24 protein-coding genes are annotated in these 26,397 nt (G+C 67.3%); 4 read left to right on the top strand and 20 right to left on the bottom strand.

The annotated features are described in order from the left end of the window. Nucleotides 1-149 precede the first annotated feature (149 nt). Together O5K39_RS02800 and O5K39_RS02795 are read left to right on the top strand one after the other, a co-directional pair. A complete protein-coding gene (locus O5K39_RS02800; RefSeq protein WP_271145762.1) occupies nucleotides 150-638 on the top strand; it encodes a hypothetical protein in 489 nt (162 codons plus the stop codon). 692 nt (nucleotides 639-1,330) lie between these two features. Beyond that, nucleotides 1,331-1,597, top strand: coding sequence for a hypothetical protein (locus O5K39_RS02795; protein WP_271145761.1), 267 nt, complete (start codon nucleotides 1,331-1,333; stop codon nucleotides 1,595-1,597). On the opposite strand, the gene O5K39_RS02790 is transcribed toward O5K39_RS02795, so the two are convergent. From O5K39_RS02790 to O5K39_RS02735, 12 genes are all read right to left on the bottom strand, one after another. Then, nucleotides 1,594-1,998, bottom strand: coding sequence for an AlpA family phage regulatory protein (locus O5K39_RS02790; RefSeq protein WP_271145760.1), 405 nt, complete (start codon nucleotides 1,996-1,998; stop codon nucleotides 1,594-1,596). The genes O5K39_RS02795 and O5K39_RS02790 overlap by 4 nt on opposite strands. Continuing rightward, entirely contained in the window at nucleotides 1,986-2,192 is a 207-nt protein-coding gene (locus O5K39_RS02785) for a hypothetical protein (RefSeq protein ID WP_271145759.1), read from the bottom strand. Before O5K39_RS02785 ends, O5K39_RS02790 begins: the two co-directional genes overlap by 13 nt. Next, complete coding sequence (locus O5K39_RS02780; protein ID WP_271145758.1) at nucleotides 2,185-2,466, bottom strand: hypothetical protein; 282 nt, start codon at nucleotides 2,464-2,466, stop codon at nucleotides 2,185-2,187. The genes O5K39_RS02785 and O5K39_RS02780 overlap by 8 nt, the downstream gene beginning before the upstream one ends. Beyond that, the gene (locus tag O5K39_RS02775; protein WP_271145757.1) at nucleotides 2,463-3,068 is read right to left on the bottom strand and encodes a lytic transglycosylase domain-containing protein; all 606 of its coding nucleotides are present in this window, start codon (nucleotides 3,066-3,068) and stop codon (nucleotides 2,463-2,465) included. The genes O5K39_RS02780 and O5K39_RS02775 overlap by 4 nt, the downstream gene beginning before the upstream one ends. After that, on the bottom strand, nucleotides 3,062-3,577 hold the full coding sequence (locus O5K39_RS02770; RefSeq protein ID WP_271145756.1) for a S26 family signal peptidase: 516 nt from the start codon (nucleotides 3,575-3,577) through the stop codon (nucleotides 3,062-3,064). The genes O5K39_RS02775 and O5K39_RS02770 overlap by 7 nt, the downstream gene beginning before the upstream one ends. Then, nucleotides 3,574-4,791 carry a TrbI/VirB10 family protein gene (locus tag O5K39_RS02765; protein ID WP_271145755.1) on the bottom strand — a complete coding sequence of 406 codons (1,218 nt, stop codon included), beginning with the start codon at nucleotides 4,789-4,791 and terminating at the stop codon, nucleotides 3,574-3,576. Before O5K39_RS02765 ends, O5K39_RS02770 begins: the two co-directional genes overlap by 4 nt. Next, a complete protein-coding gene (gene trbG, locus O5K39_RS02760) occupies nucleotides 4,788-5,816 on the bottom strand; it encodes a P-type conjugative transfer protein TrbG (protein ID WP_271145754.1) in 1,029 nt (342 codons plus the stop codon). Before trbG ends, O5K39_RS02765 begins: the two co-directional genes overlap by 4 nt. Further along, nucleotides 5,795-8,161 (bottom strand): VirB8/TrbF family protein, encoded by a 2,367-nt coding sequence (locus O5K39_RS02755; RefSeq protein WP_271145753.1) that lies wholly within the window; start codon nucleotides 8,159-8,161, stop codon nucleotides 5,795-5,797. The genes trbG and O5K39_RS02755 overlap by 22 nt, the downstream gene beginning before the upstream one ends. Further along, nucleotides 8,158-9,117, bottom strand: coding sequence for a toprim domain-containing protein (locus O5K39_RS02750; RefSeq protein ID WP_081836174.1), 960 nt, complete (start codon nucleotides 9,115-9,117; stop codon nucleotides 8,158-8,160). Before O5K39_RS02750 ends, O5K39_RS02755 begins: the two co-directional genes overlap by 4 nt. 7 nt (nucleotides 9,118-9,124) lie before the next feature. Further along, complete coding sequence (gene radC / locus O5K39_RS02745; protein ID WP_052004993.1) at nucleotides 9,125-9,730, bottom strand: DNA repair protein RadC; 606 nt, start codon at nucleotides 9,728-9,730, stop codon at nucleotides 9,125-9,127. Nucleotides 9,731-10,714: 984 nt separating this feature from the next. Next, complete coding sequence (locus O5K39_RS02740; RefSeq protein ID WP_271145752.1) at nucleotides 10,715-11,833, bottom strand: nickel/cobalt efflux transporter; 1,119 nt, start codon at nucleotides 11,831-11,833, stop codon at nucleotides 10,715-10,717. A 7-nt stretch (nucleotides 11,834-11,840) separates the two neighbouring features. Beyond that, nucleotides 11,841-12,116: a metal-sensing transcriptional repressor gene (locus tag O5K39_RS02735; RefSeq protein ID WP_035308120.1), complete on the bottom strand. Its 276-nt coding sequence runs from the start codon at nucleotides 12,114-12,116 to the stop codon at nucleotides 11,841-11,843. Nucleotides 12,117-12,186: 70 nt separating this feature from the next. Here O5K39_RS02735 and O5K39_RS02730 point away from each other — a divergent pair, with 70 nt between their 5' ends. Next, nucleotides 12,187-13,506, top strand: a complete 1,320-nt coding sequence (locus tag O5K39_RS02730) for an MFS transporter (protein ID WP_035308117.1) — start codon at nucleotides 12,187-12,189, stop codon at nucleotides 13,504-13,506. Between the two features lie 31 nt (nucleotides 13,507-13,537). On the opposite strand, the gene O5K39_RS02725 is transcribed toward O5K39_RS02730, so the two are convergent. The 8 genes from O5K39_RS02725 to O5K39_RS02690 form a co-directional block, all read right to left on the bottom strand. Beyond that, complete coding sequence (locus O5K39_RS02725) at nucleotides 13,538-14,254, bottom strand: transmembrane anchor protein (protein ID WP_271145751.1); 717 nt, start codon at nucleotides 14,252-14,254, stop codon at nucleotides 13,538-13,540. A gap of 13 nt (nucleotides 14,255-14,267) precedes the next feature. Next, nucleotides 14,268-14,996 (bottom strand): HupE/UreJ family protein, encoded by a 729-nt coding sequence (locus O5K39_RS02720; protein WP_035308114.1) that lies wholly within the window; start codon nucleotides 14,994-14,996, stop codon nucleotides 14,268-14,270. After that, a complete protein-coding gene (locus O5K39_RS02715; protein ID WP_035308111.1) occupies nucleotides 14,993-18,181 on the bottom strand; it encodes a CusA/CzcA family heavy metal efflux RND transporter in 3,189 nt (1,062 codons plus the stop codon). The genes O5K39_RS02720 and O5K39_RS02715 overlap by 4 nt, the downstream gene beginning before the upstream one ends. Before the next feature lie 14 nt (nucleotides 18,182-18,195). Continuing rightward, the gene (locus O5K39_RS02710) at nucleotides 18,196-19,458 is read right to left on the bottom strand and encodes an HlyD family efflux transporter periplasmic adaptor subunit (protein WP_035308110.1); all 1,263 of its coding nucleotides are present in this window, start codon (nucleotides 19,456-19,458) and stop codon (nucleotides 18,196-18,198) included. After that, entirely contained in the window at nucleotides 19,455-20,771 is a 1,317-nt protein-coding gene (locus O5K39_RS02705; protein ID WP_052004992.1) for a TolC family protein, read from the bottom strand. Before O5K39_RS02705 ends, O5K39_RS02710 begins: the two co-directional genes overlap by 4 nt. 53 nt (nucleotides 20,772-20,824) lie before the next feature. Continuing rightward, on the bottom strand, nucleotides 20,825-21,271 hold the full coding sequence (locus O5K39_RS02700) for a hypothetical protein (RefSeq protein WP_088582500.1): 447 nt from the start codon (nucleotides 21,269-21,271) through the stop codon (nucleotides 20,825-20,827). Nucleotides 21,272-21,586: 315 nt separating this feature from the next. Continuing rightward, nucleotides 21,587-22,711 carry an acyltransferase gene (locus O5K39_RS02695; protein ID WP_088582501.1) on the bottom strand — a complete coding sequence of 375 codons (1,125 nt, stop codon included), beginning with the start codon at nucleotides 22,709-22,711 and terminating at the stop codon, nucleotides 21,587-21,589. Between the two features lie 880 nt (nucleotides 22,712-23,591). Then, complete coding sequence (locus O5K39_RS02690) at nucleotides 23,592-23,867, bottom strand: metal-sensitive transcriptional regulator (RefSeq protein WP_088582502.1); 276 nt, start codon at nucleotides 23,865-23,867, stop codon at nucleotides 23,592-23,594. A 101-nt stretch (nucleotides 23,868-23,968) separates the two neighbouring features. Between O5K39_RS02690 and O5K39_RS02685 the strand changes: the two genes are divergently transcribed. After that, nucleotides 23,969-26,323, top strand: coding sequence for a heavy metal translocating P-type ATPase (locus O5K39_RS02685; protein WP_230307595.1), 2,355 nt, complete (start codon nucleotides 23,969-23,971; stop codon nucleotides 26,321-26,323). Nucleotides 26,324-26,397 lie beyond the last annotated feature (74 nt).

The following is a 26,397-nucleotide window of genomic DNA, read 5'->3' as shown; positions in this document are numbered from 1 at the left end:
AACCTCCTCTGACTTCAAGACGCGCCAGAGCCGGTGGGTTCAACGAATGTCCAGCCCTTGTCCCAAGTCATCGGCTGGCCGGAGAGCGACCGGGTCGCCGGGCACCACCATCGTTCATAGCGCTCGCCCTCGAAGGCTACGCGATCCCTATGACCGGTATCCGGGAAGGCGGCGTCCAGGCGCGCTTCAAGCCTTTCATGGTCGGTTCGAGCCAATACGCCCGACGCTTTCAGCGATCGTGTGAGCGAGGCGACCATCTCGCGGGCTTCATCGACGCGCCAAGCTATCGCGAGGCGGCGGCGGTGATCGGGGCGATCTCGGAGCAACCCGGCGTCCGCGCCCACCGGCCCGCCATTCTCCGTGGAGCGCACAATATGCTGAAGGCCTGCATGGCGTCGCCGGACGTCCTGCCGGCGGACGCGGCGACGATCGTGCGGGAACAGTCACGCCTGATCGGGCGACCGCTCGCGAAACGCACCGTGGGGAGCACCCTTCTTCTCAAGGGCCTGGAGGCGGAAATCTGCGTGGTGCTCAACCCGGAGCTCATGGACGCCAAACATCTGTATGTCGCGATGACGCGCGGGTCCAAACGGCTCGTCATCTGTTCGCGAGACCAAGTGATACGGCCCCGGCCCTAGCCGGTCGGCGTCGGTCGGATCGTTGATCGGCCCGCCGCGGATCGCAGAGGCCCGCTCGGGGCGCTGACGGCGCGCATCCGGCAGCGGCTTAGGCTATGAACCGCCGCCTGCCACCACTCACCTCCAAAGTCGAAAATACCGCGCCGATCTGGCCGCGGGAACGGCTCTCCGGTCTGTTGCCCGCAAGCCCGACTTTCATTTTTGGGTGACAAATGACGAACCCCGACTAGATTATCTCTCAGCACGCCCGGTCTCCTCTGCGTCTCAGGACGTACGGGCCGGGTTTCGTGTTTCTGGGGTGCGCTGATGCCGACACCCTATGCCAAACAGCCTGTGGCTGTCCCTGACCAGATCGCCCTGCTTCGCGGACGCGGGCAGGAGATCAAAGATGTGGACCGGGCTGAAGGCGCCCTGACCAAGGGCAGGTATTATCGGTTCTCTGAATATTGGCGTCTGGTGCGGGAGTCGGAGGTGGTCGAGGCGGGCAAGGGCCCATCGTGCGCGAGACCTTCGGCGCCGACGCCCGTTTCGCTGATGTCGTCGATCTCTACGTTCTCGACAAACGCCCCTTGGTCGGCGCTCAGGTGGCGCCCTGGCTGTCCTAACGGCGAGAGACAGAAATGCCGGTCGGATGGCTAAAGGCTTCCGCGACAGGGCTCACGGAAAAGCCGACATCCGTTATGAGAGTCCGCATGGCCAAATACGATCCGCTTCGGGACTATCTTCGCAGGCAGAAGACCGACGAGCTTGAGCTATCCTTCGCCGAGATGGAGCGCAAGATCGGCTATATGCTGCCCAAGAGCGCGGGCCTGCCGCAATGGTGGGCCAACCCGACCGACCCGGCGACGCCCTCCGTACAGAGCAGGGCCTGGGGCGACGCCGGCTTCGACGCCGTCCTGATCGTCGGCGCGGACCGGGTCCGTTTCAAGCGGGTCGAACCAACTGCCTGCCGCCCCTAGCCTCCGAAGTCGAACGCCGTCTGGTTTTCAGGAACGGCTGCTTTGCGTTTGCGGCGAGTCTTGGCGGACAGGTCCGGGCTCGTCACGATTTCCGGCGGCGGCTCTGGCTGGGGCGTTTCCAGAACGGGCCTGAACGATGGCTTCACGGGCTCGGGCCTTGCCGGAATGGCGCGCGGCTCCGGCAGGCGGCGCGGCGTCCGCGCTCGTCGCCAAGCCAGGATTTCGCTTTGCCACCAACCGACCCGGTTGCGAGAGACCTGAACACAGGCCGGGAAATCTCCGGTCTTCTGCATGCGCCAGACCGTCGTCCGACTCAGACCGCAGATCACCTTGACCTGCGACCAGGGCAGAATCCGGTCTTCCAACGCGTCGAACGGAGGCGGCTCGCTCAAGCTGTCCATGACACCGCCTCGTCTGCCCGGCGCTCCAGAACCTCGGCCAGCAACCGGGCGTCTCGCGCCGCATCCACTGGATCTCGAACCTCCCAGGTGCGAAGAACGTCCTTCAGGGCGAAGCTGACCGCCGGATCGCTCAGCAGGTCCGCCACGCTGGGCGCCCACTCCGTTCTGAAGCCTTCCAATCCCGCCTCAGCCATGACGCCGGCCCCTGGCCGCAGGCGGGGCAGACGCGCGAAGGTCGCTGACCTGGTTCAAGGCCCAGTCGCGCAGCACGCCACGCGGATAGTAGGGCCTGTGCCGGACGTGGAGGCAGGGCGGCCCATTGCCTCCGGTGGACCATAGCCGGGCGAGGGTCTCCGGCTTCATGCGGATGCCGAACTGCACCAGAAAGGCGGAGGCCTCCTTGCGAGTCAGCAGATCCTCATCGGCGGCGTCAGTGACCTCCGCCACCGGTTCTGTCGCGGGGATCATCGATCAGCCTCCGGCGCCCGGCACTCCCGTGAATTGCGGGCGCCCCTCCCGGCCGAGAGCGCGAGGTAGCAGTCAACGGCTGCGGCCACATAGGCTTGTGTCTCCGCTATGTTCGGTATGCGCCCGAGCCGGGCGACACGATCCGGCCCCGAGTTATACGCCGCGAACGCAAGCCGGACGTCGCCGAAGCGGAGCAGCTGCCGGGCCAGATAGTCCGCCCCGCCGTTGAGGTTCTCAATCGGATCGAACCGGTCTCTGACCGCGAGATCCGCTGCCGTTCCCGGCATCAACTGCGTCAGGCCGCCGGCCCCGACCGGAGACACGGCATCGACCCGGTATGCGGATTCCACGATCACAAGGGCATGAAGCATCTTGGGGTCGATCCCGTGGCGCTCGGCGGCGACGGCGATCGCGTCCATGAACGGCTGTGAAAGGGTCGGGAGTCGGGGCGTGAGGTCATCGCCGCCCACCACGTCCGACACAGGCTGCGCGGCGGGACGGCCGAACAGATCGCCGCCGGCGTTGCGCCAGTCGACCGTTTGAGCGGATGCGTTGCCCGCTGCAAGCGCCAGGGCCAGAGCGGCCAAAAACGGTTTCACCATGTCAGGGTCTCCCGAAACACCCCCTCCAGGTCTCGGGTCCGGACGGGTCCAAAATAACGACTGTCGAAACTTCCGGGCGTGTCGCCGAGCAGGAAAAGCTCGTCTGGAGCCAGACGGCGGCAACCCATCCAGGCGGGCAGAGCATTGCCGCGACGATCACGATCCAGAACCGGGGCCACGCGGCTAGGCATTCGAACTGCAGCTCCCTGCCGGCAGACCGGATCGCCGCCGACGGCCGCCACCCGTTTGATCAGCAGGACCTCGTCCGGCATGCCGAGTGCGCCCAGGTAGCGCCGGGCGATGGGAGGTTGGGGCAAAGCGACCATCGCACCCCTCTCCGGCGCGCCGCCAAGCTGTCGCAGATAGAGGCCACGCGGGACGCTGGGGCTCTCGTTGACCAAAGCCAGGGCTGGCGTCTGGTCGGCGATCAGGGAGCCCAGGGTGAGGAAGAAGACGGTGACACCGAGCACGGCCCAGCGGTTTCCAGTATCGAGAGGGGTCCAGGTCATGGCTGGTAAGGCTCCAGGATCAGGTCGCGGGTGATCATCACGCGGACTGGAGCCCCGGCGCGCAGACGGATCGACGGCCGGACGTCCAGCTCCCGGTCCACGAGCCGCCCCCCGACCTGGGAGCCCTCAATGGCGGCGGCGTCCCCGGCGTCGCCGAGCAGGCCGCCTGAACCCTCGCCATCGCCGTCGCGTGCGATCTGACCGAGGGTGGTGATCGCGCCGGCGAACAGGGTCCCGACCAGCAAGGGGAATAGCCGCCGATCGACCTGGCCCCGAACCCCGACCGCGCCCTGCGCGTCTACGCCGGGCTCGCCGGTGAGGACGAGACTTTTGCCGTTGGGCAGGATCAGCCGGTCCCAGGTCAGGAAGGCGCGTCGGTCGCCGTAGGCGCTTTCGCCCTCATGACGGCCGATGAGCCGGGTCCCCTGGGGCAGGACGAGATGGTGGCCGCTGACGGTGTCATAGACGTTCTGCGAGACCGTCGCGACGACCGGCCCGGCGCGCGCGGTGTCCACCCCGGTCAACAGGACCGCAGGAATGATCGCGCCGGCCTTCAGCTCATAGGGCGACAGCGGCGCCGTCAGGGTGTGTCCATTATAGGTGGCGCCGACGTCCGCAGCGTCCGCACGAGCGCCGGCCGTCGCTGAACCCGCCGGGGCACGCGGGGCAGGACCGGCCCCGGTCGACGACCCCTCGAAGAACAAGCCCGATCGCGCCGCTTGGTCGCCCGGACTGGGCCCGGTCGCCCGGGTCGTCCGCGATGGCGCATAACCGGCGCTATACCGGGCCGGCGCGGGCGGCGGCGGCGGAACACCCGGCTCAGCCGTCTCGGGCCCGGCCCCATTGCGCGGCTCGGGCAGCCGGTCATAGGTCGCCGGCTGGTCGGTGACCGCTTCGGAGGGCCGAACGGAGCCCCGGGCCTGGTCCTCCCGGCCTTGAACGGCGCGGAGCCGGGCGCTGTCGCGCAGTTCCGGCTGGACGACGAAGGCCCAGGCCAGGGAGCCGGAGACGAGGATCACGCCGCCGATCACGATCGTCTGGACGACCGACTTGCGCAGCCGGGTGACCGGCGGCCGCGGCGCCCGCATCGACAGGCCAGGCGGCGGCGCCTTGGCCTTGCTGGTGATGTCGGGTCTGACCTCAGGGCCGACGCCGGACGCTGCCGAGGAATCGACGTCGTCGGGATTGTGGGGGGTATCCTGGAACGAGGTCATCGGGCGGCTCCCTGGAGGCGGCGGATACGAACGATCTGGGGGCGACGATCGCCGAGCCTGAGCTCGGCGCGATCGAAGACGCGATCGACGATGAACAGACCTCCGGCCTGGCGGTAGTTGACCATCTGGGTCTCGCCGTCGGCGGCGATCACGAAGAGGGCCGGCGCCTCGTCGATCTGAAGATCGGGATCGAAGGCGATGAAGGTGCGCTGCCCGTCGTTGAAGACCGAAGCCGGCGTCCACCGTGCACGGCGCCCTTGCGGCTCTATCCGGTAGCGGGCGTCGATAGGCCCCTCCGGCATCGCCACCGGGTCCGACACGCGGATTTCCGCCGCCTCGGCGATCGGCGCCATGGCCAGGGGATCCATCGCCCCGGTGTCCCAGGCGACCGCCGCGTTGAAGCCTGAGGCGTCACCACTCTTCAGGTCGATGAAATAGACCCGCCGGTTGGTGGTCAGGACCAGGTTGGTCTCGAGTCCTCGTTGCAGCGGCTTGAGGAGGACGTGGGTTCGCTGACCTGCGCCCTCCCCGGACGTGGTCTCCCCGATCTGCCAGCGGACGGTGTCGCCGGCCGCCTTGGAGACCAGGGTCTCGCCGGCCCCCAGGGTCAGGGTGGTGACCCGCAGAGGCGCGGTCCAAACCTCGAACACCCGACCCGGAGACCAGGCGAACACCTGGACCCCGCCGACGAAGGCGTCCGATCGCGAGGCGGCCCGGGCGTCGAGGTTGGCGGCGACGATGGCGCGGCGGCCGGTCATCCCCGTCGCTGGCGCCACGGCCGTCGGCTTCGCCTCATAGGGCGTGCCGACGGGAACGGCGGGCGCCGGGGTCGCATCGGCGACCAGCGCAGCATCGACCTGCACCGTCGATTGCGGCAGGGCTCCCGCTTCGGCGATGACGGCAGCCTCGGCCTCCACGACAGGCAGGGGCGCAACCGTCGGCGGCATGGTCGTTCGGCCGAATACGGCGCAGCCGGACAGGCTGAGGCCCAGGCCGGCCAGGATCAGGAAGCGTCGGGGGTCCATGATACGTCCTCGATTTTCAATCCAAGGGGGTTCTTCATCAGCTCGGCCTCGGTGCGGGGCGGCTGGGTCGTTGTCGTGATCAGGGCGCGCCAGCGCTCGACGCCGGCCTGCTGGCCGTTGACGAAGACCGCGCGCACGCGCCCCTGGCTCATGTTGTCTGCGACGATGGCGGCGATCTGACGCCCCTTGCCGCAGCCGGTGCCGTCGCCGAGGAAAAAACCCCGACGGAAAGTGAACGCGTCGCTTTGATCATCGCGCACGAGTGCCACCTCATGCGGTGCTTCGCCGAGGCGGAACCGGCCGGGCAGGAAGGCCGAATGGGCCTCGCCGGCGTAGATAACCGTCTCCGTCTGGGCGTCGGAGATCCGGCCCTCGTCACGAACGGCTGGCGGCAACACCGGTCGGTACGTCGGCCCGGGTGGCGCAACGGAGGCCATCGGGCCCGACTCCACCAGGGGGGACGGATGCGGCCGGGGATCAGGCAGAACGATCCTCGTCAGGGCATGCGCCTGATAGAGGCCAACGTCCCGGCCCTCTCCGGCCCAAGGCCGCGCCTCATAGGCAAGGGGTGTTGCACCGGCCAAGAAGGCCAGTCGGCCTGCGGGAAGGGCGAGACCCCGCTCGCGCGGCGCGAGGAAGGCGGCGGCGTCCAGCGTCAACCGCACGCGAGGGCGGGCTGTGCCGCGATCCGGAAGGCCCGCGAGGATCCGGGCGGTCGCCTCAAGATCTTCGGGCTGGTGAAGAAGGCCGTCCCAGACGGCTATCCCGCCGCGATCCATAACCAGCAGGCCGGTCTCGACCGAGGTGCCGTGTTTGGCGAAGGCGCGCGCGGGAAACGCCACGGCGGCCACCATGACGCCGTGGCCTTCGAGCAAGGCCGAGTCCGACCGCGCGACGTGCGCGCGTCGAACGAGGACGGTGAACAGCCGCGCGATCAAGGCTGTAAGCGCCGCCCCGGGATCGTCGGCCAGCGCGCGGATCAGACCCCGCGTCGCCACATCGGTCCGCACGGCGTGAAGGGCATGGTTGACGCCTTCTGTCTCCGGCTCCGGAGCCTCGACTTCCGGCGGAACATAGGCCGGTGGCGCCGCGGTCCGACGCGCGGCCTCCGGCGCGGCGTCCTGATCCTCTTCGTCGATCTCGGGTTCCTCCGGCGTGTAGCAGCGGACTTCGACGCCTGCCTCCGCGGCCGGCCACAGGACCATCGTGGTCACGACCCGGCCCCCGCATCCAGTCTGGTCTGATGCAATCTTGGCGTGGATCATGTCGACGATCGCCAGATCAGCCACGTCGGGGTGCTCGACGTCTGCCAGGGCGATGCGGGCCTTCTCGGTCCGGTCGTTGAACACCTCCCTCTGCGCCCGGTAGCGCGCCATCTCTTCGGCGGGGAGTGAACCGCCATACACATAGCCGAGCGCCTCCAGATCGTCGGGAAGCTCTGGCTCCGGGCCGGCGGTCACGTGAACCGAGATCCCTTCGGCCTCGAACACGGCCGCGATCCCACGTGCGCGACGGGTCCAGACCTCGGTCAGGATGTCGGGGTCGAGCAGGACCGGCGGCAGTTCACCGAACAGATCGCTCTCCGTCCGCCCCCCGGCGTCAGCATAGGCCTGAGGATCGACCAGGGCGCAGCGGCGATCGCGCGTGGTGACCCGGCTGTCGTCGAGCCGCTCCTTCACCCGCCATTCCTGGAAGCCCTGGCCGTCCAGCGTCATCTGGGCGATGTCTTTCTGCTCCTGAAGGTCCGGCAGGCGCGCCAGCAGCCGGGTCTGGCGAAGCGTGATCCGGCCCGCTTTCAGCGCCACCAGAGCGGCCGGCGCGACCCCGGACAAGGCGGCCAGCCGTTTGATCTCGATCTCGTCATAACCGAGCGCCCGCGCCATGGCGGTGATCGTCAGTTTCGACTTCAGCATCCGGCCAATGGCGGCGATGACATCGGCCACATGGACCGGCACGGCGGTGTTGGTCAAAAGCACCGCCGCCGCCTGGCGCGCCGGATCGGTCTCGACATAGGTCCGGACAGGATAGTCCTCGTCGATGTCGCCGGCCTCCAGCAGGCTCGCCAGCGCCAGACGACGACGACGACCGTCTAGGGCCATGAACGGCTGCTCCTTTTTGCCGCGACCGGGCCTGACGGTCACGGGCTGCAACTGACCGGCCGCCTTCAGGGTGGCGGCCAGGGTCGGAATATCGTCGTCGGGCGGTTCGCCATAGCGCAGGTTCTCTCGCGCGATGCCGAGATCCCCGAGGCGGACGATGCGTTCCACGGGCGTGAAGATGACGGCCGGGGTTGGGGTTTCAGGAACAGAGGTTGTTGAGGTGATGACGGGAACGAGGTCGGTCATGAGGTCTCTCCTGCCGGGCGACGGGGGCCATCCCCGTCACTCCGGCGCCCCTCAGAGCCCTCGCTCCCCCTTTGCGACGCCGCCGCGACCGCGACCTCGTTCCAGTCGCCGAACGGCGGCTCGGGCCATGACACCTCAACCTTGAGACCGTCATTCACCAGGCGGCGGCGGAGCCGGGCAGCCGCCGCCTCACCGGCCTCGCCACGGTCAGCGGCGATCAGGACCCGGCGCACCCAGGCGGGCGGGCTCCAGGCGACGAGGTTATTGGCGGCCATAAGAGCCCAGCCGGGAAGACCGAAGCGGTCGATGGCCGACAGGGTCGTGACCACCCCTTCGCCCACCAACATCTCTTCGGCCGCAGGCGAGAGGCGAACGGCCGCGCCGGGCGGGACCTGACCCACAGTCTTTCGGGCCAGGCGCAGACCGCCGGCGGGCAGACCATTGGTCTCGAGATAGGTCAGCTCGACCGCCGTCAGACGATCCTCGGCGTCGCTGACCCGGGCGATCAGAGCGGGACGCACGCGCCTACCACTCTGATAGACCGACAGTGGCGCGGAGGGGTGCAGGCGAAGATTGTAAGCGGCGGCTCCGGTCATGACTGCGCGCCGTCGCAGATAGAGACTGGCCGGACCGTGGGGCGGTCGCTCCGTCGTCGCGGTCCACAGACGCGATGCGGTCTCGACGCGAAGGCGCCGGTCCGGTCTCGGCGATGAGGACCGTCCGCGCCCGCCGCCGGTGAGCCGACCGGCGTCATCGATAAAGCCGCGAAGGCGAAGATCATCCCGTGCGGTGCGCCAATCGGCGCCGCCGAATCCGTGGATGATGACCCGATCATCGGCCAGCATCAACGAAACCGAACGGTCCGCCGTGCTGTGGCCGGGTGCGGGGATGCTGGCGCGCGAACCTCCGGCATAGAGGTCGCCGCCCAGGGCGGCGACAATCGCGTGAAGGGTCATGGCCGCCTCAGATCAGGCCGAGCTGTTTGAAGCTCGCCGTACCCTGACGGCCGATGACGAGATGGTCGTGCACTTGCAGGCCGAAAACGCCGGCGGCGTCCACGATCCTGCGGGTCATCTCGATATCGGCCCGTGACGGGGCCGGGTCGCCGGACGGATGATTGTGGACAAGGATGAGCGCCGAAGCCGAGAGTTCCAGCGCCCGCCGGACGACTTCACGGGGGTAGACCGGGGCGTGATCGACCGTGCCTTCGGCCCGGAATTCGTCCCGAAGCAGGATGTTCTTCTTGTCGAGATACAGGGCGCGGAACTGCTCTCTCGGTTCGTGGGCCAGGGCCGAGCGAACATAGGCGACCAGGGCGGACCATGATGACAGGACGGGGCGGCGGCAGGCCTCCGATCGGGCCAACCTGATACTCAGCCGGCGCAACATCTTGAGATCCGTGATCGTGGTCGCGTCGAGCGTGGCGGCCCGCGCCAGCTCGTGCGGATCCGCCGCGACGACGGCGGCGACCGTGCCGAACACCGCCAGCAAGGTCGCTGCAGCCTGCGCGATGTCACGCTCCGGCATGGTGCGTGTCATCAGCAGGGAAAGAAGGGTGGCGTCGTCCATCTCCTGCTCAAGGCCCGGCGACGCCGCGAACAGGTCTCCCGAACGCAGGCCGGAAGGCCTGAATGTTGATGAGGACAAGGGTCGCATCGCGGGGCTCCAGGGGCTGCTGGCCCCGGATCGGGGCGACCACCCCCCGCCCTTCCTTTTTCTCCAATGCCCGTTGGCTAAGAGGGGCGATGGCTTCAGGCTGCGCCCATGAAATGGCTCCTGATCCTCACTGGTCTTCTCCTCGCTCCCGCCGTCGCCCACGCGGATCCGTGCGAGGGCCGTTTGCCTGACCGCGCGGGCGCGTCCTTCTCCGGTCTGGTGCGCTACATCGGTGACGGTGACAGCCTGTGTGCGGGCCCCAACAGTGACCCCTCGACCTGGATTGAGGTCCGGCTGTCGGATTTTAACGCCCCCGAGCTCCACAGTCCGACCGGACGCGCTGACCGGGACCGATTGTCGGGCTTGGTTCGCGGACGTGTCCTGACGTGCGTGGCGGTTCGCGGTCGTAACGGTCGCGTCATCGTCTATGATCGGGTGATTGCCTCATGCCGCCTTAATGGTCGAAGGGTCGGCGACCTGCTGCGTGCCGCCGGTGGACGCGAAGGGGGAGATTAGGACGCGAGCCTGCTGGACCCCGCAAGCCCTGCCGAAATCCAACTTGGAGTGGCAGTCCCCTCGTCCATCCGCGCGCATGTCGGACCCCTTGGCCACTTCCCTTCCGAGTTCCCTGCGAGCCATCAGCTAGGAGGAAGTCGTCGGCTCGCGGGGGCCCAAGGTCATAGGCGGATCGCTGCGGCAAGTATGTGGATGCGAGGCGCCCTACGAGCGTCCCGTCAGGCGACGTCGCAAGTCGCGTTCGATGGTTTTCCTCTGATGCGGAGTGAGTTTGCGCCACCCCGCGACTTCCAACCGCGTGCGTCCACAGCCTGCGCAAAAACCGGAGCGGGCGTCGAAAGTGCAGACATCGATACAGGGTGTCTTGGCCATCCCACCTGTCTACCGGGCCAGGGAGACGACGGCCTGCCAGGTCAAGACCAGGCCGACGACAGCGATCAGAACCCCTGAAAAATAGGGCGCCTTTCGTGCAAAAGCCGCGAAACCTCCCGACCAGCGCTTCTCCGCATGCCGCATCCCGATCGCCGCTGCGACACCGACGGTGACCATGGTCGCCGCCAATCCGATCGAAAAGCACAGGACGAGGGTCGCACCCAAGGCAACCTGCTTCAGCTGCAGGCAGAGCAGCAGGACGGTGATCGAGGCCGGGCACGGGATCAGGCCGCCTGTCAGGCCGAAGAGCATGATCTGCCAAGTGGTCACCTTGCGGTTGGCGAACCGCTTCTTGATGTCGTTGGCGTGGGCGCGTTCGTGGGCGTCCTGATAGCCGGGGTCCGAGACATCAAGCCCGCCGTGGTCATGAGCGTGTTCGTGATCGTGTTCGGCGAACTCGACATCGAACTCGTGGGTGTGATTGCCGTGGCCCAGGACCAGCCTTGCGGTGAACGCATGGGGTTCAGGAATGACGTCTGCCGATTCGAGATAACCGTCGCGTGTCTCGAAGTGGAATGTCTGGACGGAGCCGTCCGCCCGGGTGGTTGCGACGATGACGTCGTCGGCCCTCGGAACCGGCCCTTTCTCCGGAGCGAACCGGAACCGTGGGGGCACGCCGTCCTCGAAGATACTCAGGCTGACGACGCCATGGCCGGTGTCGATCCAGCGCGTCTCGTCGTGGTCATGGTCGTGGTCACGATCATGCTCGTTGTGGACGGCGTTCTGCTCGCGCCATGTGGCGAAGAGCATCCATGCGGCGACACCGAGGATGATCACGGCCGAGGCCAGCTGGAACCAGCCCTCCGAGGCTTCGATGTCGAAAAACTGGCCGAAGTAGAGCCCGGTCAGGGCGATGGCCCAGACGATGGCCGTATGGGACAGCGTCGCCGACAAACCCAGCAGGATCGCCTGCCAGACCGTACCGCGCACCGCGACGATGAAGGCCGCCATCATCGTCTTGGAGTGGCCGGGCTCCAGCCCGTGCAAGGCTCCCAGCAGCAGGGCGGAAGGAATGAACAGCCAGGCATGGGCCGAGCCCTGCGCGAGCAGGTCTGCAAACGGGGTCATCGGCGTCTCACAGGTATTTGGTGATGTCTTTGAACTCGGCCATGGCCCGACGGGCCTCGGCCGGGTCGCCCTCGGCCGCATGGGCGAGGCAATGGTCGATGTGATCGTGGATCAGGGTCTTCTTGGCCGCCGCCACGGCCTTCTCGATCGCATGAAGCTGCTGGGCGAGATCCAGACACGTTCGCCCACCCTCGATCATGGCGATGGTCTTGCGCAGATGACCCTCGGCGCGCTTCAGCCGATTGATGATCTCGGGGTGGGATTCGTGGACGACGTGAGCCATGAGGCTATGCTATCCCCCTGGAGGGGATAAGACCAGCCTCTCTTGGTTACCCGCCGCAGGACGACGTTCGATGTTTTCACCGCTTCGCCATGCCGGTTACCGGCATCTGTTCATCGCCCAGGTCGCGGCCCTGCTCGGCACGGGCATGGCGACGGTGGCGCTGGGTCTGCTGGCGCATGATCTGGCCGGGGCCAATGCCGGCGAAGTCTTGGGGATGGCCCTGGCCATCAAGATGATCGCCTATATCGGCGTCGCGCCCTTCGCGAGCGCCCTGGCGGCCAGGCTTCCCCGCAAGGCCCTGCTGGTCTCGCTGGATGTCGTCCGGGCCTGTGTCGCCGGCGCCTTGCCGTTCGTTGGCGAGGCCTGGGAGGTCTATGCCCTGATGACGGTGCTGTACGTCGCCTCGGCGGCCTTCACCCCGGCGTTCCAGGCGATGATCCCCGACCTGCTGCCTGACGAGGCGGAATACACCAAGGCCCTGTCGCTCTCGCGCCTCGCGGCCGATCTCGAGAGCGTGGCCAGTCCCGTGCTGGCGGCCGTGCTCCTCGCCTTCATGAGCTACAACAATCTGTTCGCCGGGACGTCCCTCGGCTTCGTTATCTCGGCCCTTTTCGTCGTCACGGCTGCACTGCCGGTACTGACGCAGACGGCTCAGAAACCCTTCATCCAGCGGCTCACGGGCGGGGTTCGCCTGTTCGCTTTGACGCCACGTCTGCGCGGTCTGATCGCCATCAGCATCGCCGAGGCCGCCGGCGGGGCCATGGTGTTCGTCAACACGGTCGTCCTGGTGCAGTCCCGCTTCGCCATGTCCGGCCAAGCCGCCGCCTGGGCGCTAGCGGCTTTCGGGGCGGGGTCGATGGCGGCGGCGATCGCCCTGCCTCGCCTGCTGGACCGGGTCGCAGACCGGACCGCCATGTTGTGGGGCGCCGCGATCATGACCCTGGTGCTGCTTGGAGGATCGGTGCTGGCGACCACCTATGTCGCCCTGCTCATCCTCTGGGCCGTCATGGGCGTCGGCTATTCGTTGACCCTCACACCGGCGGGTCGCGCCTTGCGTCGGTCTTCCAACGCACAGGATCGTCCGGCCCTGTTCGCGGCGCAGTTCGCCCTGTCCCACGCCGCCTGGCTGATCGCCTATCCGGTCGCCGGTCTGGTCAGCGCGGCTGCGGACCCCAGCGCGGCCTTTCTGGTGCTGGCCGCCCTGTGCGCGTTCGGAACGGTCCTAGGATTTGTAGTCTGGCCTGCGAACGACCCGACGGACCTGCCGCATCGGCATGACGCACCGGCCGAAGACGATCCGCATCTGGACGGTCAATCCGGAGAGGCGTTGCACAGCCATCCCTTCGTCATCGACGAGCGCCACCCGCGATGGCCGACGACGAAGGAGTGAGCCCAAGGCGGGAGACATCCGACCGTAAGCCTCAGTCGACGAAATCGACGCTCTCGTAGTCGCCCGAGGTTTGAAGCGTGATGGTGACACGCTCGCCGCTGCGGTTACGCCAGAACCAGCCGTGATGACCCGCGAAAGCGGCCGTTAGCACCCCCGTCTCGCGGGCGGAGGTTCCCTTGCTATAGCCGTGATAGGTGATCCCTTGGCCGTCACCATGGGTGTCATAGTTCACCGCCGGGCCACTGGTGGACCAGGTGAAGTTCGCCTTCGCGCCGTCCCCCATGGCCATTTTGATCTCGGCCCCCTCGTCAGGCTCAAGGGTCAGGGACGTGCGATGGCTGCGACCCGCCGATGCGCCATTGGTTGTCGTAGCTGCGGCTGCCGTCTGGGTCGTGACCGCTGGCGGGACGGCTTCGGTCTTGGCAGACCTGGCCGGCTCCTGAGTTGCGGTGTCTGGTGAGCCCACTGGTGCGGCTGCCGGCAAGGCAGGCGCGGTCCTCGTGGATGTAATGATCGCCGCCGTTGAGGCCGCTTCAGCCGCAGCTTCAACGGCGAGTTGGCGCTTGATCCGGCCCATCTCGGTCAGCCCGAAGACCGAGCCGATGCGGGTAGGATCGACGCCGTACTCGGCTGGAAGGACCACGGTGACCAGCAGGGCCGAGGCGATGACGACGGCGACGCCGGTAGACTTGAGCAGCTTGGCCGTCGACGGCAGTTCGGCGGGATCGGGTTGATTGAGATTTTGCATGGAAGGTCTCCCGTCAGGCGACGAAGAAGCCGACGAGCTGATAGCCCGTCAGGATGAAACCGAGGATCATGAGGATGACGTTGGCCAGATAGGCGTGGCGCCCGAAGCTGGCGGTCCGGCGCCAGAATCCCATGGCGATCAGGATGGCTCCGAGCGCCAGAAGCTGGCCGATCTCCACGCCGATGTTGAAGGCGATCAGGTTGACCAAGAGGCCGTCTGAAGACAGCTGGAAGTCCTGCAGTTTGGTCGCCAGACCCAGGCCGTGGAACAGACCGAACGCCAGGGTCGCGGCCCTGGCGTCCGGCTGGACACCGAACCAGCGTCGGTAGGCCCCCATGTTGTCGAGCGCCTTGTAGACGACGGACAGGCCGATGATGGCGTCGATCAGATAACTGGAGACGTTGACGTTCAGCATCACGCCCAGCAGCAGGGTCGTCGAATGCCCGACGGCGAACATGGTGACGTAGAGGCTGATATCCTTGAGGCGGTAGAGGTAGAAGATCACCCCGAACAGGAACAGCAGATGGTCGTAACCGGTGACCATGTGCTTGGCCCCCAGATAGACGAAGGGCCAGAAGACGATGCCGGACGTCTCCTGGATGTAGCCCTTGTCCCCTGCCGCCACCCCGTGCGCCAGGGTGGCGGTGAACAGGCCGTTGAGGAAGAGCACCAACAGGCCTGCGCTCAGCAGGCCGATGGGCGTTCGCAACCAGGCGGTCGCGCGCTGGAGACGCGGGTTCATGAAGTCCTCCGGGAGTATGCGAAGGGAAGCCGCTCACGCCACGACCGTCTGACGCCGTTCGGCGAAGACGGGCGGCCGTGGACGAGGCTGTAGAGGGCGGGGAGCACGAGCAGGGTCAGCAGGGTCGAGGAGATGATCCCGCCGATGACGACCGTGGCCAGCGGGCGCTGGACCTCGGCGCCGGCTCCGACGTTCAAGGCCATGGGCACGAAGCCGAGGCTGGCGACGAGCGCCGTCATCAGCACCGGGCGAAGACGGGTCAGCGCCCCCTCCCGGATTGCCTCGCCAAGAGGCTTCCCTTCGGCGATCAAGCTGCGGATGAAGGTGACCATGACGACACCGTTGAGCACGGCGACCCCGGACAGGGCGATGAATCCGACCCCCGCCGAGATCGACAGAGGCAGCCCACGCAGCATCAGGGCGGCCACCCCTCCGGTCAGGGCCAGAGGCACGCCGGAGAAAACGATGGCCGAGTCCTTGACCGAGCGGAACAAGGCGAACAGCAGGCCGAAGATCAGCAGCAACACCGCGGGAACCACGAGTTGCAATCGTTTGGCGGCCGAGATCAACTGCTCGAACGTTCCGCCATAGGTGACCCAATAGCCGGCCGGTATGGCGACCTCAGCATCGACCCGGTCCTGAACCTCGCGGATGAACGAACCCAGGTCGCGGTCGCGGACATTGGCCGTGGTCACGATGCGGCGTTTGCCGTTCTCTCGGCTGATCTGGTTCGGACCCTTTGTGAGTTCGATCGTGGCGACCTCATTCAGGGGCACGAACTGACGCGGCTGTCCTTCGCCCGCCGGGAGCGGGACCTGGAGACGACCGATGGCGTTGGTGTCGGCGCGCAGACGCTCGGGCAGGCGGACAACGACGTCGAAACGACGGTCACCCTCGAAGATTTGCCCGGCGGTCGTGCCGCCCATCGAGGTGGAGATAACCGACTGGACGTCTTCGATGCTCAGGCCAAGGCGCGCCATGGCGGGTCGGTTGGGTGTGATCTGGAGCACCGGCAGGCCGGTGATCTGTTCGGTCTGGGGATCGGCGGCCCCGTCCACCGAGGCCACGATGGCTTCGATCTCGGCGCCGAGGCGCAGCAGTTCGTCGAGATCGTCGCCATAGACCTTGATGGCGACGTCGGCCCGCACCCCGCTCAGCAGTTCGTTGAACCGCATCTGGATCGGCTGGGTGAACTCGTATTTGCTGCCGGGAATCTCATTCACGGCCTCTTCCATCTCGGCGACGAGGTCGCCGCGAGACTTGCGAGGGTTCGGCCAATCCTTCCTGTCCTTCAGCATGATGAAGGTGTCGGCGACCGAGGGCGGCACCGGATCGGTGGCGACCTCGGCGGTGCCGATCTTGGCCACGACCCGCTCCACCTCGGGGAAGCGGGCGATGCGGGCTTCCAACGCAGTCTGCATCTGCACGGCCTGGGTCAGGCTGGTGCCCGGGATGCGCAGGGCGTGCATGGCGATGTCGCCTTCGTCGAGATTGGGCACGAACTCCGAGCCCATCCGCGACGCCCCGAACCCGGCGAGCAGCACCAGCACGACCGCAATGCCGATCATCAGGCTGCGGGTCCTGAGCGCGAAGTCGAGCGCCGGCTGATAACCCACCCGGGCCCAGCGCATCAGGAAGCTGTCCTTCTCCTCGACCTTGCCGGTGACGAACATGGCGACGGCGGCGGGTACGAAGGTCAGGGACAGCAGGAGCGCTGCCGTCAGGGCGATGACGACGGTGATCGCCATCGGGTGGAAGGTCTTCCCCTCCACCCCGGTCAGGGCGAAGATGGGGACATAGACCAGGGTGATGATCATGACCCCGAATAGCGAGGGCCGGATTACCTCGCTGGAGGCGGTCGCCGCCAGATCGAACCGTTCCTCGCGGGTCAGGATACGACCCAGGCGATGCTGGGCCTCGCCGTAGCGCCTGAGGCAGTTCTCGACGATGATGACGGCGCCGTCCACGATCAGGCCGAAGTCGAGCGCGCCGAGGCTCATCAGATTGCCGGAGGTTCCGGTCCGCACCATGCCGGTGATGGTCATCAGCATGGTGACGGGAATGACCGCCGCCGTGATCAGGGCCGCGCGGATGTTGCCGAGCAGCAGGAACAGCACGACGATGACCAGCAGGGCGCCCTCGACGAGGTTCTTTTCGACGGTGTGGATGGCGCGTTCCACCAGTTCGGTGCGGTCGTAGACCGGCGTGGCGACGACACCGGGCGGCAGGGCCTTGGCGGCTTCCTGCAGGCTGGCGGCGGCGGCCTGGGCGACGATACGGCTGTTCTCGCCAGCCAGCATGAGAACCGTCGCAAGGACCGTCTCCTTGCCGTTCTCGGTCGCGGCGCCGGTGCGAAGTTCCTGGCCCATTCCGATGTCGGCGACGTCCAGGATGCGGATCGGAACGCCCCCACGCGTGGCGATCACGATGTTGCCCAGGTCTTCACTCGTCGAAGCCTGCCCCGGCACCCGGATCAGATACTGTTCGCCGAAGCGCTCGACATAGCCCGCGCCGACGTTGGCGTTGTTGTTGTCCAGCGCTTCGACCACCTCGGCCATGGTCACCCCGTAGGCCGCCAGCCGCTGCGGATCGGGTGTGACGTGATACTGACGCTCGTAGCCGCCGACGGTGTTGACCTCGGTGACACCGCGCGTGTTGCGAAGCTGGGGCCGGATGACCCAGTCCTGAAGCGTGCGCAGGTCTTCGGTCGTATAGGGCTGGCCGTCGGGACGTCGTGCACCCGGCTCGGCCTCGACCGTATACATGAAGATCTCCCCGAGGCCGGTGGCGATAGGGCCAAGTTCAGGGGTGACGCCGGGGGGAAGCTGACCGAGGGCGCTTTGGAGGCGCTCATTCACCAGTTGGCGTGCGAAATAGATGTCGGTGCCGTCGTCGAAGATGACGGTCACCTGGCTCAACCCGTATCGCGAAACCGAGCGGGTGTATTGAAGGCCCGGAACGCCTGCGACGGCGGTCTCGACGGGGAAGGTGATGCGCTGTTCGGCCTCCAGCGGCGAATAGCCGGGGGCTTCGGTGTTGATCTGAATCTGGACGTTGGTGATGTCCGGAGTGGCGTCGATCGGCAGGCGCTGGAAGCTCCAGACGCCGATGGCGCAGGCCAGGAGGACGAGCCCCATGACCGCCCATCGGAAGCGGATCGACAGGGCGATGATGCGTGCAAGCATGGTTCTCGCGCCCCCTAGTGATCATGGCTCGCGCCGGACTTTTCGATGTCCGCGCGAATGAGGAAGGCGCCGTCCACGACGTATTCGGTTCGGGGTTCGAGCCCGCCAAGCACCTCGGTCCACTCGTCGGTCCTTCGGCCCAGTTCGAGCATCCGCACCTCATAGGTGTTGCCGACCTTGGCGTAGACGACCTGGAAATCGCGGAACGGCTGGATGGCCTTGGTCTGGACGGCGAGAGGCACTGCACCCTCACCGACCTGAACGGTGCCCTGTACTCCCAGGCCCGGCCGCCAGACGCCGCCCTGATAGGCCAGTTCGACATGGGCGATCAGGGTCTGGCTCATCGGATCAGAGCCGGGCAGGATGGTTTCGATGACGCCATTGAAACGGTGGTCACCTGCCAGACTGGTGACCTCGACCCGCTGGCCCCGGCGGACACGTTCTGCATCGCGCGGATAGAGGGCGAACTCGGCATGGAGGCGGGTTGGGTCGCCGATCACCAGCATCGGCTCGCCGCCCGCGCCGGTGATGGCCCCGGCGTTGACGTTCTTGGCCATGATGACGCCGGAGATCGGCGCGGTGACGGAATAGGTCTGGAGGCTCTCGCTGGACTCGACCCGCGCCACAACCTGGCCTCGCGATACGCGCTGGCCCAGTTCGACGTTCAACGCCATCACCCGACCCGGATAGCGGGCGAAGACATCGCTCTGGCCCTCAGGCGTGATCTCGACCCGACCGCTCAACGGCAGAGACTCGCCCAGGACTGCGGAACCGGCGCGCTGCGTGGTGACGCCACCGGCGCGGGCGGCGTCGGCTGAGATGACGGTGCGACCCTCATAGGACTGGTAGGCCCAGGTCGATCGCTTGCCGTTCTGGGTCGCCGCGACCGCCACGTCGAAGGAGTGCGGCTCGGAGACGACACCGGGGCTGGCGAGATAGTCCTCGGTCGGGATGAAGGTGAACCGATCGACCTTCGGCCCGAGACGGGTCAGGGCCATGGTCGCCTGGACCTGACGTGGATCGAGCGGCTTGTCCTTCAGATAGGGATAGAGCCGGAACAGGGGCTCTGGTCCTTCCTCGAAGATGGTGATCTCAAGGGCGAAGTCTCCGTCGCGGAGCATCCGGCCTCGGTGAGGGCCACGCTCATAGTCGGCGGCGGCAGCCTCGCCGTTTTCGCCTGCCTTTTCGGCGGGCTTGTCTCCGCAAGCGGCGGCGGCGAAGGCGAGGACGATCGCGGACGCAACGAGCCAGCGCCGCGAAGGTGTCAGGCGGATCATGGTTGAGTCTCCAGGGCGAGGATCAGGGCGCCGTGCGCGCCGGTCAGTCTGTCGAGGCGGGCGCGATCGATATGGAATTGCTTGAGCACCGCGACGCGGCGGGCGCGGGTCTGCAGCAGGGCGGTCTGGGCGGAGATGACGTCGTTGTAGGTGAAGCCGCCCCTGTTGAAGCCGTCGCGCACCAGAACGACGGCGCGCTCGGCCTGGGGAAGGGTTTCCTGCCCGATCCTGCGAGCTTCGCTGGCTCGGGCCATGACCTGAACCTGCAGGCGCGCGATCTCACGTTCACGGTCGATGCGGGCGGCGGCGAGATCACCCTCGGCGGCCAGCCCCTCCGCTCGGGCGCGGTCGATGGCCCCGAGGTTCTGGTCGTAGCGACCAAGGGGAATCGACGCGCCGACGACAAAGCCGAGGTCGTTGCCGTCCCCGAAGTGACGGACGCCGGCGCTGACCGTGGCGTCCGACCGGGCGCGGGCCGTCTCCACCGCCACCCGGGCGACGGCGATGTCGCGCTGTGCGACGAAGATGTCCAGGTCCGCCTGGGCGACCCCATCCGTGACGTCGAGCGCCGACCGGGTGTCGGCGAAGGTCTCGGCGCCAAGGGTGAAGTCCGATGACCCATCCCAGAACCGGGCCAGCGAAATGTTGGCGACCCGGACGGTAATCCCGGCCTGATCGAAGTCGATCTGGGCCTGAGCCAGTTCGGCCTCGGCGCGCGCCCCGGCGAACAGAGGATCGCGCGCCATGTCCACGCGGCGACCGACCTCGGTCTGGAACCGTTCGGCGAGGTCAAGGCGCTCGCGGGCGATCTCCAACTCGGCCTGAGCCGCCAGAGCTTCCGCCCAGGCGCGCTGCACCTGTTCGAGCCGGTCCAACTGGCGAATGCGCGCGGTGGCGTCGACCAGCAGCCCTTCGGCTTCGGCGAGAGAGACACGGGCGGACCTGTCACCGCCCCGCTCGAACCGTTGCTCGACTGTGAGCGTGGTCTCGGTCCGACGGAACAGGTCGCCTCCGCCGATGGTCGGAAAGTTCTCGACCATCACCCCAAGCGTGGGGTTGGGACGAACGTCCGCCTGACGCACGGCTGCCCGCGACGCCTGTCGCCGGGCCTGGGTCGGTGCCAGTGAGGGATCGACCAGGGCGGCTCGACGCAGCGCCTCGTCCAGCGACAGTACAGGCGCGGTGGACGTGGCCGCCGCATCCTGTGCGACAGCAAGGGTCGGCGGCAGCGAGGCCGCCAGAATGAGCGCGAGGGCCGACACGGCCGTCAGTCGCGCCCACGGCCCGGCAATGCCGGACGATGGGGTCTTCAAGGGATTCTCTCCGGGAAACGGGGGTGCACGCGCGACCGATTGGCCGCGTCGGATCAGATGATCGTGCGCGTCCGTCTGGGAGGGTATTCAGGCCCGTCGCCGTCGTGGGCCGGACGTGCGCCATCGCCCGCCGGCTGGATCAGCACGGCGTTCATGGCGACGAGGGGGCTCAGATCGCGGTTGAGGATCGGGATGGCGGTGTGGCTGTCGCCGCTCGTATGGTGGTGATGGCTTGCTGGACGCCCGGCCTCGCCCTCGTCTTCGCCGTCTTCGGCTTGATCCAGTGGATCCTCGGCCGGCGCGTCGGGGGCGATATGGACGTGCAGCGAGCCATGATCGACGTCCGCGATCTCTGCGTGATCACCGTGGCCGATCGCGACTGCCGGCCAATCCGACGCATGGGCAATCTGGTGCCGCCCTTCCTGAACCCCATGCAGGCTCAACGTCGCCACGAGGGCGGCGCACAGGCTGACGCAAATGGTGCGAAACAGGCGAGACAAGATTGAACGGCTCCTTCATCCGCCATAGTGCGACCCGATCCCAATGGCAACGGTCGAGGTTGCCGCATCACGATATGGCTAGGATTCGTCCTTCAGGTGGATACGTGATGGCGGAGGTCGGGAGCTCCGTTGACGGCTGCGACGATGCGAACATTGATCGATCCGCCAGTCGTGGTAAGGGGCGGCATGGGAGTGACTCACTATCATTCTCAAAATGTTTTCTTGGTGGGCTGCGGGTCGCTGCGGCGCCAGTGCGGCGCCGACCGGTCGGGATTGACCGACGCCGAGGCAGTACCCACGTCTCGTGGCCCGGGGTCAGGCCGGCGCTGCGGGCCGGGCTCGCCGGCTTTCGAACCGGCGTCGGATCCAGGTTCGCCCAGGTTTCTCAACGAGCAGATGCAGGGCCGCCGCGATCAGCGCCGTGACGACGAACAACCCTGCCAGTTCGACTGGCGTGATGCGGAAGGCGCTGTCGATGCCGCGCAGTTCGGCGACCACGCCCTTGAAGGCGACGAGGACGGGCATGTGCACGAGATAGAGGGCGAAGGAGGCTTCACCGGCGAAAACCAGCGCAGGGGCGGCGAGAGGCCCCTCGCAGTCCGCGCGTGCGAGCAGGGACCAGGTCAGGATAACGGGGGCTGAGAGGGCGACGATGATCCGGTCGTCCAACGACAGCTGCATAGCGCCGAGCAACACGAGGGTAGCAGCCAGGGCGGCGGCGATGGCGACGGGCCGGCTCCAGCGCCAGCGATGGCCCAAGCCGTAGAGCGCCATGCCGATCAGAAAGGCCGGCGCTATGCGCAAGATGCCCATGTCGTCCTCGGCCCGAGGCAGAACCTTGCCGAAGGTTGAGACGTAGGCCGCGTCGATGACAACATAGCTGACGATGCCCAAGCCGAGCAGGAACCAAGGACGATGTCTCATCCGGATGGAGAGAAGGGCGTAGGCCGGGAACAGCAGATAGGCGAACCATTCCGCCGAGAGCGACCAGGACGGGCCGCTCCAATTGTATCCGATTTCGCTTGGAAACCACGCCTGTACCAGGAACAGGGTCTTGAAGAAGCCCTCTGTCGTGTAGGTCGAGAGATCGAACGGAACGCCAGAGATTGAAGCTCCGAGCACCATGATCAGAACACCGCCTAAAATCGCCAGATGGAGGGGATAGAGCCGAGCCAAGCGGGCCACGAGGAAGCGCCTGTAGCTGAACGTTCCTGCGGCGAAAGCGGGGCCGTAGACGTGGGCCAGAATGAAGCCCGACAGCATGAAGAAGGCGTCGACCCCCAGCCGGCTTCGCTCGATGATCGGGCTGTAGCCCAGGGCCGGATCCCACTGAAGCTGGTAGTGGAACAGCACCACGCCCATGGCCAGGAAGGCCCGCAGGCTGGTCAGGGCCCTCAGATCAGCCGGGTAGCCTTCGTGAGTCGGAGAAACGGACGTCATGAACGATGGCCCCCACGGCGGGCGGCACAGGACGGACCGCTTAATTGGTCTACGCATCGGTCGCCGCCATCCCTCATCCTCTCGCATCCGGGGGTCAGGCCTGCCGCGCTGGAGAAAAGGCCATGATCTGATCCTGCGCCGCTCGCGGGCTCATGGCGGTCGGCTTGCAGGTTTCATCGGAAGGCGGGATGACGCGTGCCACCGGCTCAGCCCACAGTTCAGCGCGGGCCGTGGTGAACGATGGCCTGGATCTCATCGAGCGCGGTTTTCTCCATGGGCGATGGATGGGCCGTCTATGCGGGCGCGCACGAAGACCACGTCGCCCACCCATGTCGCAATCCAGCTGACCGTGGCTCGCGCGGGCTCGGTCCGCGTGGTTCTGGACGACCGTCCGCCCTGAGCCGTCAGGCGATCGTCATCGGGCCTTCTGGCGCTGATCGGCCGGCCCTCGCCTCGTCATTCCGCCCTCTCCGACGGCCCTGTCGAGCCCTGAGGCCCAGCCGGACCGCATCGTGGCGGGCTTCAAAGAACAGCTCGGCGTCAAGGTATGTAAGCTGGATGCACGCCTTGAAGGGGCGCTCCTCAAGCCGTCTGAGGACCCGGCGCCCGGAGCCGTCGCCCGTGGGGCCTGGTCGGTCGGCGCCTCAAGGTCCTGGCCTAGGCGCAGATGCAGGCTCCACGTCTTTGCTACGCTCCCGTGATTTTCCGTGGGTTTTTCGGCCTGTTCACCAGCCTGTGGGATCATCTCTTGGGCAAGTTTCCGGTCCGGGGTCCACACGCCCCGGGCAGGCCAGATCGGCCGTCGGCCCGACTACCCGAGAGGATATTTTAAGACGCTCGCCGAACCAATCCGACGGGATGTCTAGGGAAATGTCCTGCGCTACCGCGAGGCGCGTCCGAGAAGGTCGATCAGTTCTGTGGCCTTGGCCTTGCGATCGGAGAGATCGTCGCCGGTCATCGCCCCCATGACGCAGTGGTCAAGGTGGTCTCTGAGCACCTCGCTCTCGACGCGCAGCAGGGCCGCCCGTACGGCCTGGAGCTGGGTGAGGACCTCCACGCAGTAGCGGTCCTCCTCGACCATCCGGGCGATGCCGCGCACCTGGCCCTCGATCCGGTTCAGGCGGTTCAACACCTTGGGTTTTGTTTCCGTCTGCATCCAATTCCTCGCTCTGACCGTTCGACCATACCCCAGGACAGCGCCTTGCGCGATACCCCCTTAGGGTATATATGGCGTCCAGCTGTTTCAAGGAGCCCGCCATGTCCATGCCCTCCCCTTCGCATCCGCCCGACCACAGCTGCTGTTCGGCCAAATCGGCGGACAGCGGCGCGAAGGCGGTCGATCCGGTCTGCGGCATGACCGTCGATCCGGCGACCACAGCGCATCGGGCGGCCCACGACGATAAGGACTATTTCTTCTGTTCGGCGGGCTGCCGGACCAAATTCATCGCCGATCCGGACCGCTATCTCGGCGAGGCCCGGCAACCGGCGCCTGTCATCCCGGGCGCCATCTACACCTGCCCGATGCATCCGGAGGTGCGCCAGGAGGGCCCGGGCTCCTGCCCGATCTGCGGCATGGCGCTGGAGCCGGAGACCGTCACCGCCGAGGCGCCGGTCAATCACGAACTGATCGACTTCACCCGCCGCCTCTGGGTTGCCGCGGTCCTGACCCTGCCCGTCTTCGCGCTCGAGATGGGCGGCCATCTGACCGGACTGGCGATGCGGATTTCGGGCCAAACCTCCAACTGGATCCAGTTCGCGCTGGCGACGCCCGTGGTGCTGTGGGCCGGCTGGCCGTTCTTCCAGCGGGGCTGGGCTTCCCTCCGCAACCGCAGCCTCAACATGTTCACCCTGATCGCCATCGGCGTCGGCGCGGCCTGGATCTACAGCGTGGTCGCGGTGCTGGCGCCGGCTCTGTTCCCGGCGGCGGTCCGCCGGATGGACGGCAGCGCGCCGGTCTATTTCGAGGCAGCGGCCATCATCACCGTCCTGGTTCTGGTGGGCCAGATTCTTGAGCTGCGCGCGCGCGAACAGACGTCCGGCGCCATCCGGGCGCTGCTGGATCTGACGCCCAAGACCGCGCGTCGGGTCCGCGACGACGGCGGCGACGAGGACGTCACGCTCGACCTGGTCGCCGTCGGAGACCGGCTGCGCGTCCGTCCCGGCGAGAAGGTGGCGGTCGACGGCGAGATTCTGGACGGCCGCGTGACCATCGACGAGTCCCTGGTCACGGGTGAATCCATGCCGGTGACCAAGGACGTCGGCGACAGGGTGGTTGCCGGATCGCTCAACAAGACCGGCTCGTTCGTGATGCGGGCCGACAAGGTCGGCGCCGACACCCTGCTGGCCCAGATCGTCCAGATGGTCGCCCAGGCCCAGCGCAGCCGCGCGCCGATCCAGCGTCTGGCCGACAAGGTGTCCGGCTGGTTCGTGCCGGCAGTGATCGGCATCGCGGTTCTCGCCGCCCTCGTCTGGGGCCTGGTCGGTCCCGAACCGCGCCTGTCCTACGCGCTGGTCGCCGCGGTCTCGGTGCTGATCATCGCCTGTCCCTGCGCCCTGGGCCTGGCGACGCCGATCTCCATCATGGTCGGGGTGGGGCGCGGCGCCCACGCCGGCGTGCTGATCAAGAACGCCGAGGCGCTGGAGCGTTTCGAAAAGGTCGACACCTTGGTGCTCGACAAGACCGGTACCCTGACGGAGGGGCGACCGTCGGTGACGGCCATCCGGCCCGCCGCCGGGTTCGACGAGGCCGAGCTTTTGAGACTCTCCGCCAGTCTGGAGCGGGGCAGCGAGCACCCGCTGGCCGACGCCGTCGTCCGCGCCGCGGCGGATCGCAAGCTCGTGCTGTCGGAGGCGTCGGAGTTCGACAGCCCGGTCGGGCGCGGCGTCACCGGGGTGGTCGACGGCCGCCGCGTGGCGCTCGGCAACGGCCGCTACCTCAAGGAGATCGGCGTCGAGGTCGCGGCGCTCGAGGCCGAGGCCGAGGCGCTACGCCAGAACGGCGCCACCGCGATCTTCGTGGCCGTTGACGGGGTGGCGGCCGGAGTCCTCGGCATCGCCGACCCGGTCAAAGCGACGACCGCCGAGGCCATTCGCGCTCTGAAGGCCGCGGGCCTGCGCCTGGTGATGATGACCGGGGACAACCGGACCACGGCCGAGGCGGTGGCGCGCCGGCTCGGCATAGACGATGTCCAGGCCGAGGTCCTGCCGCAGGACAAGGCGGCGGTCGTCGAGCGTCTGCGGGCCGAGGGCCGCATCGTGGCCATGGCCGGCGACGGGGTCAATGACGCCCCGGCCCTGGCCGCCGCCGATGTCGGGGTCGCCATGGGCGCCGGGTCGGACGTGGCCATCGAGAGCGCCGGCGTCACCCTGCTGGGGGGCGATCTCCAGGGCATTGTCCGGGCGCGCAAGCTGTCGAAGGCGGTGATGAGCAACATCCGCCAGAATCTCGTCTTCGCCTTCGGGTACAACGCCCTGGGCATCCCGGTCGCGGCGGGGCTGCTGTACCCGATCTTTGGCCTCCTGCTGTCGCCGGCTCTGGCGGCGTTGGCGATGGCCCTGTCCTCCGTGAGCGTCATCGGCAATGCGCTGCGGCTTCGTGCGGTCAGACTTTAACGGGGGCGGCATGGGGGACCGGGGCCAGGAGAAGGCGACGATCGGCGTTTGCGCCATTACGCACTCCGGCAGCC

The organism is Brevundimonas sp. NIBR10, from assembly GCF_027912515.1.
In the GTDB taxonomy this organism is placed as follows: domain Bacteria; phylum Pseudomonadota; class Alphaproteobacteria; order Caulobacterales; family Caulobacteraceae; genus Brevundimonas.
This window is presented reverse-complemented; position numbering and strand designations above follow the sequence as displayed.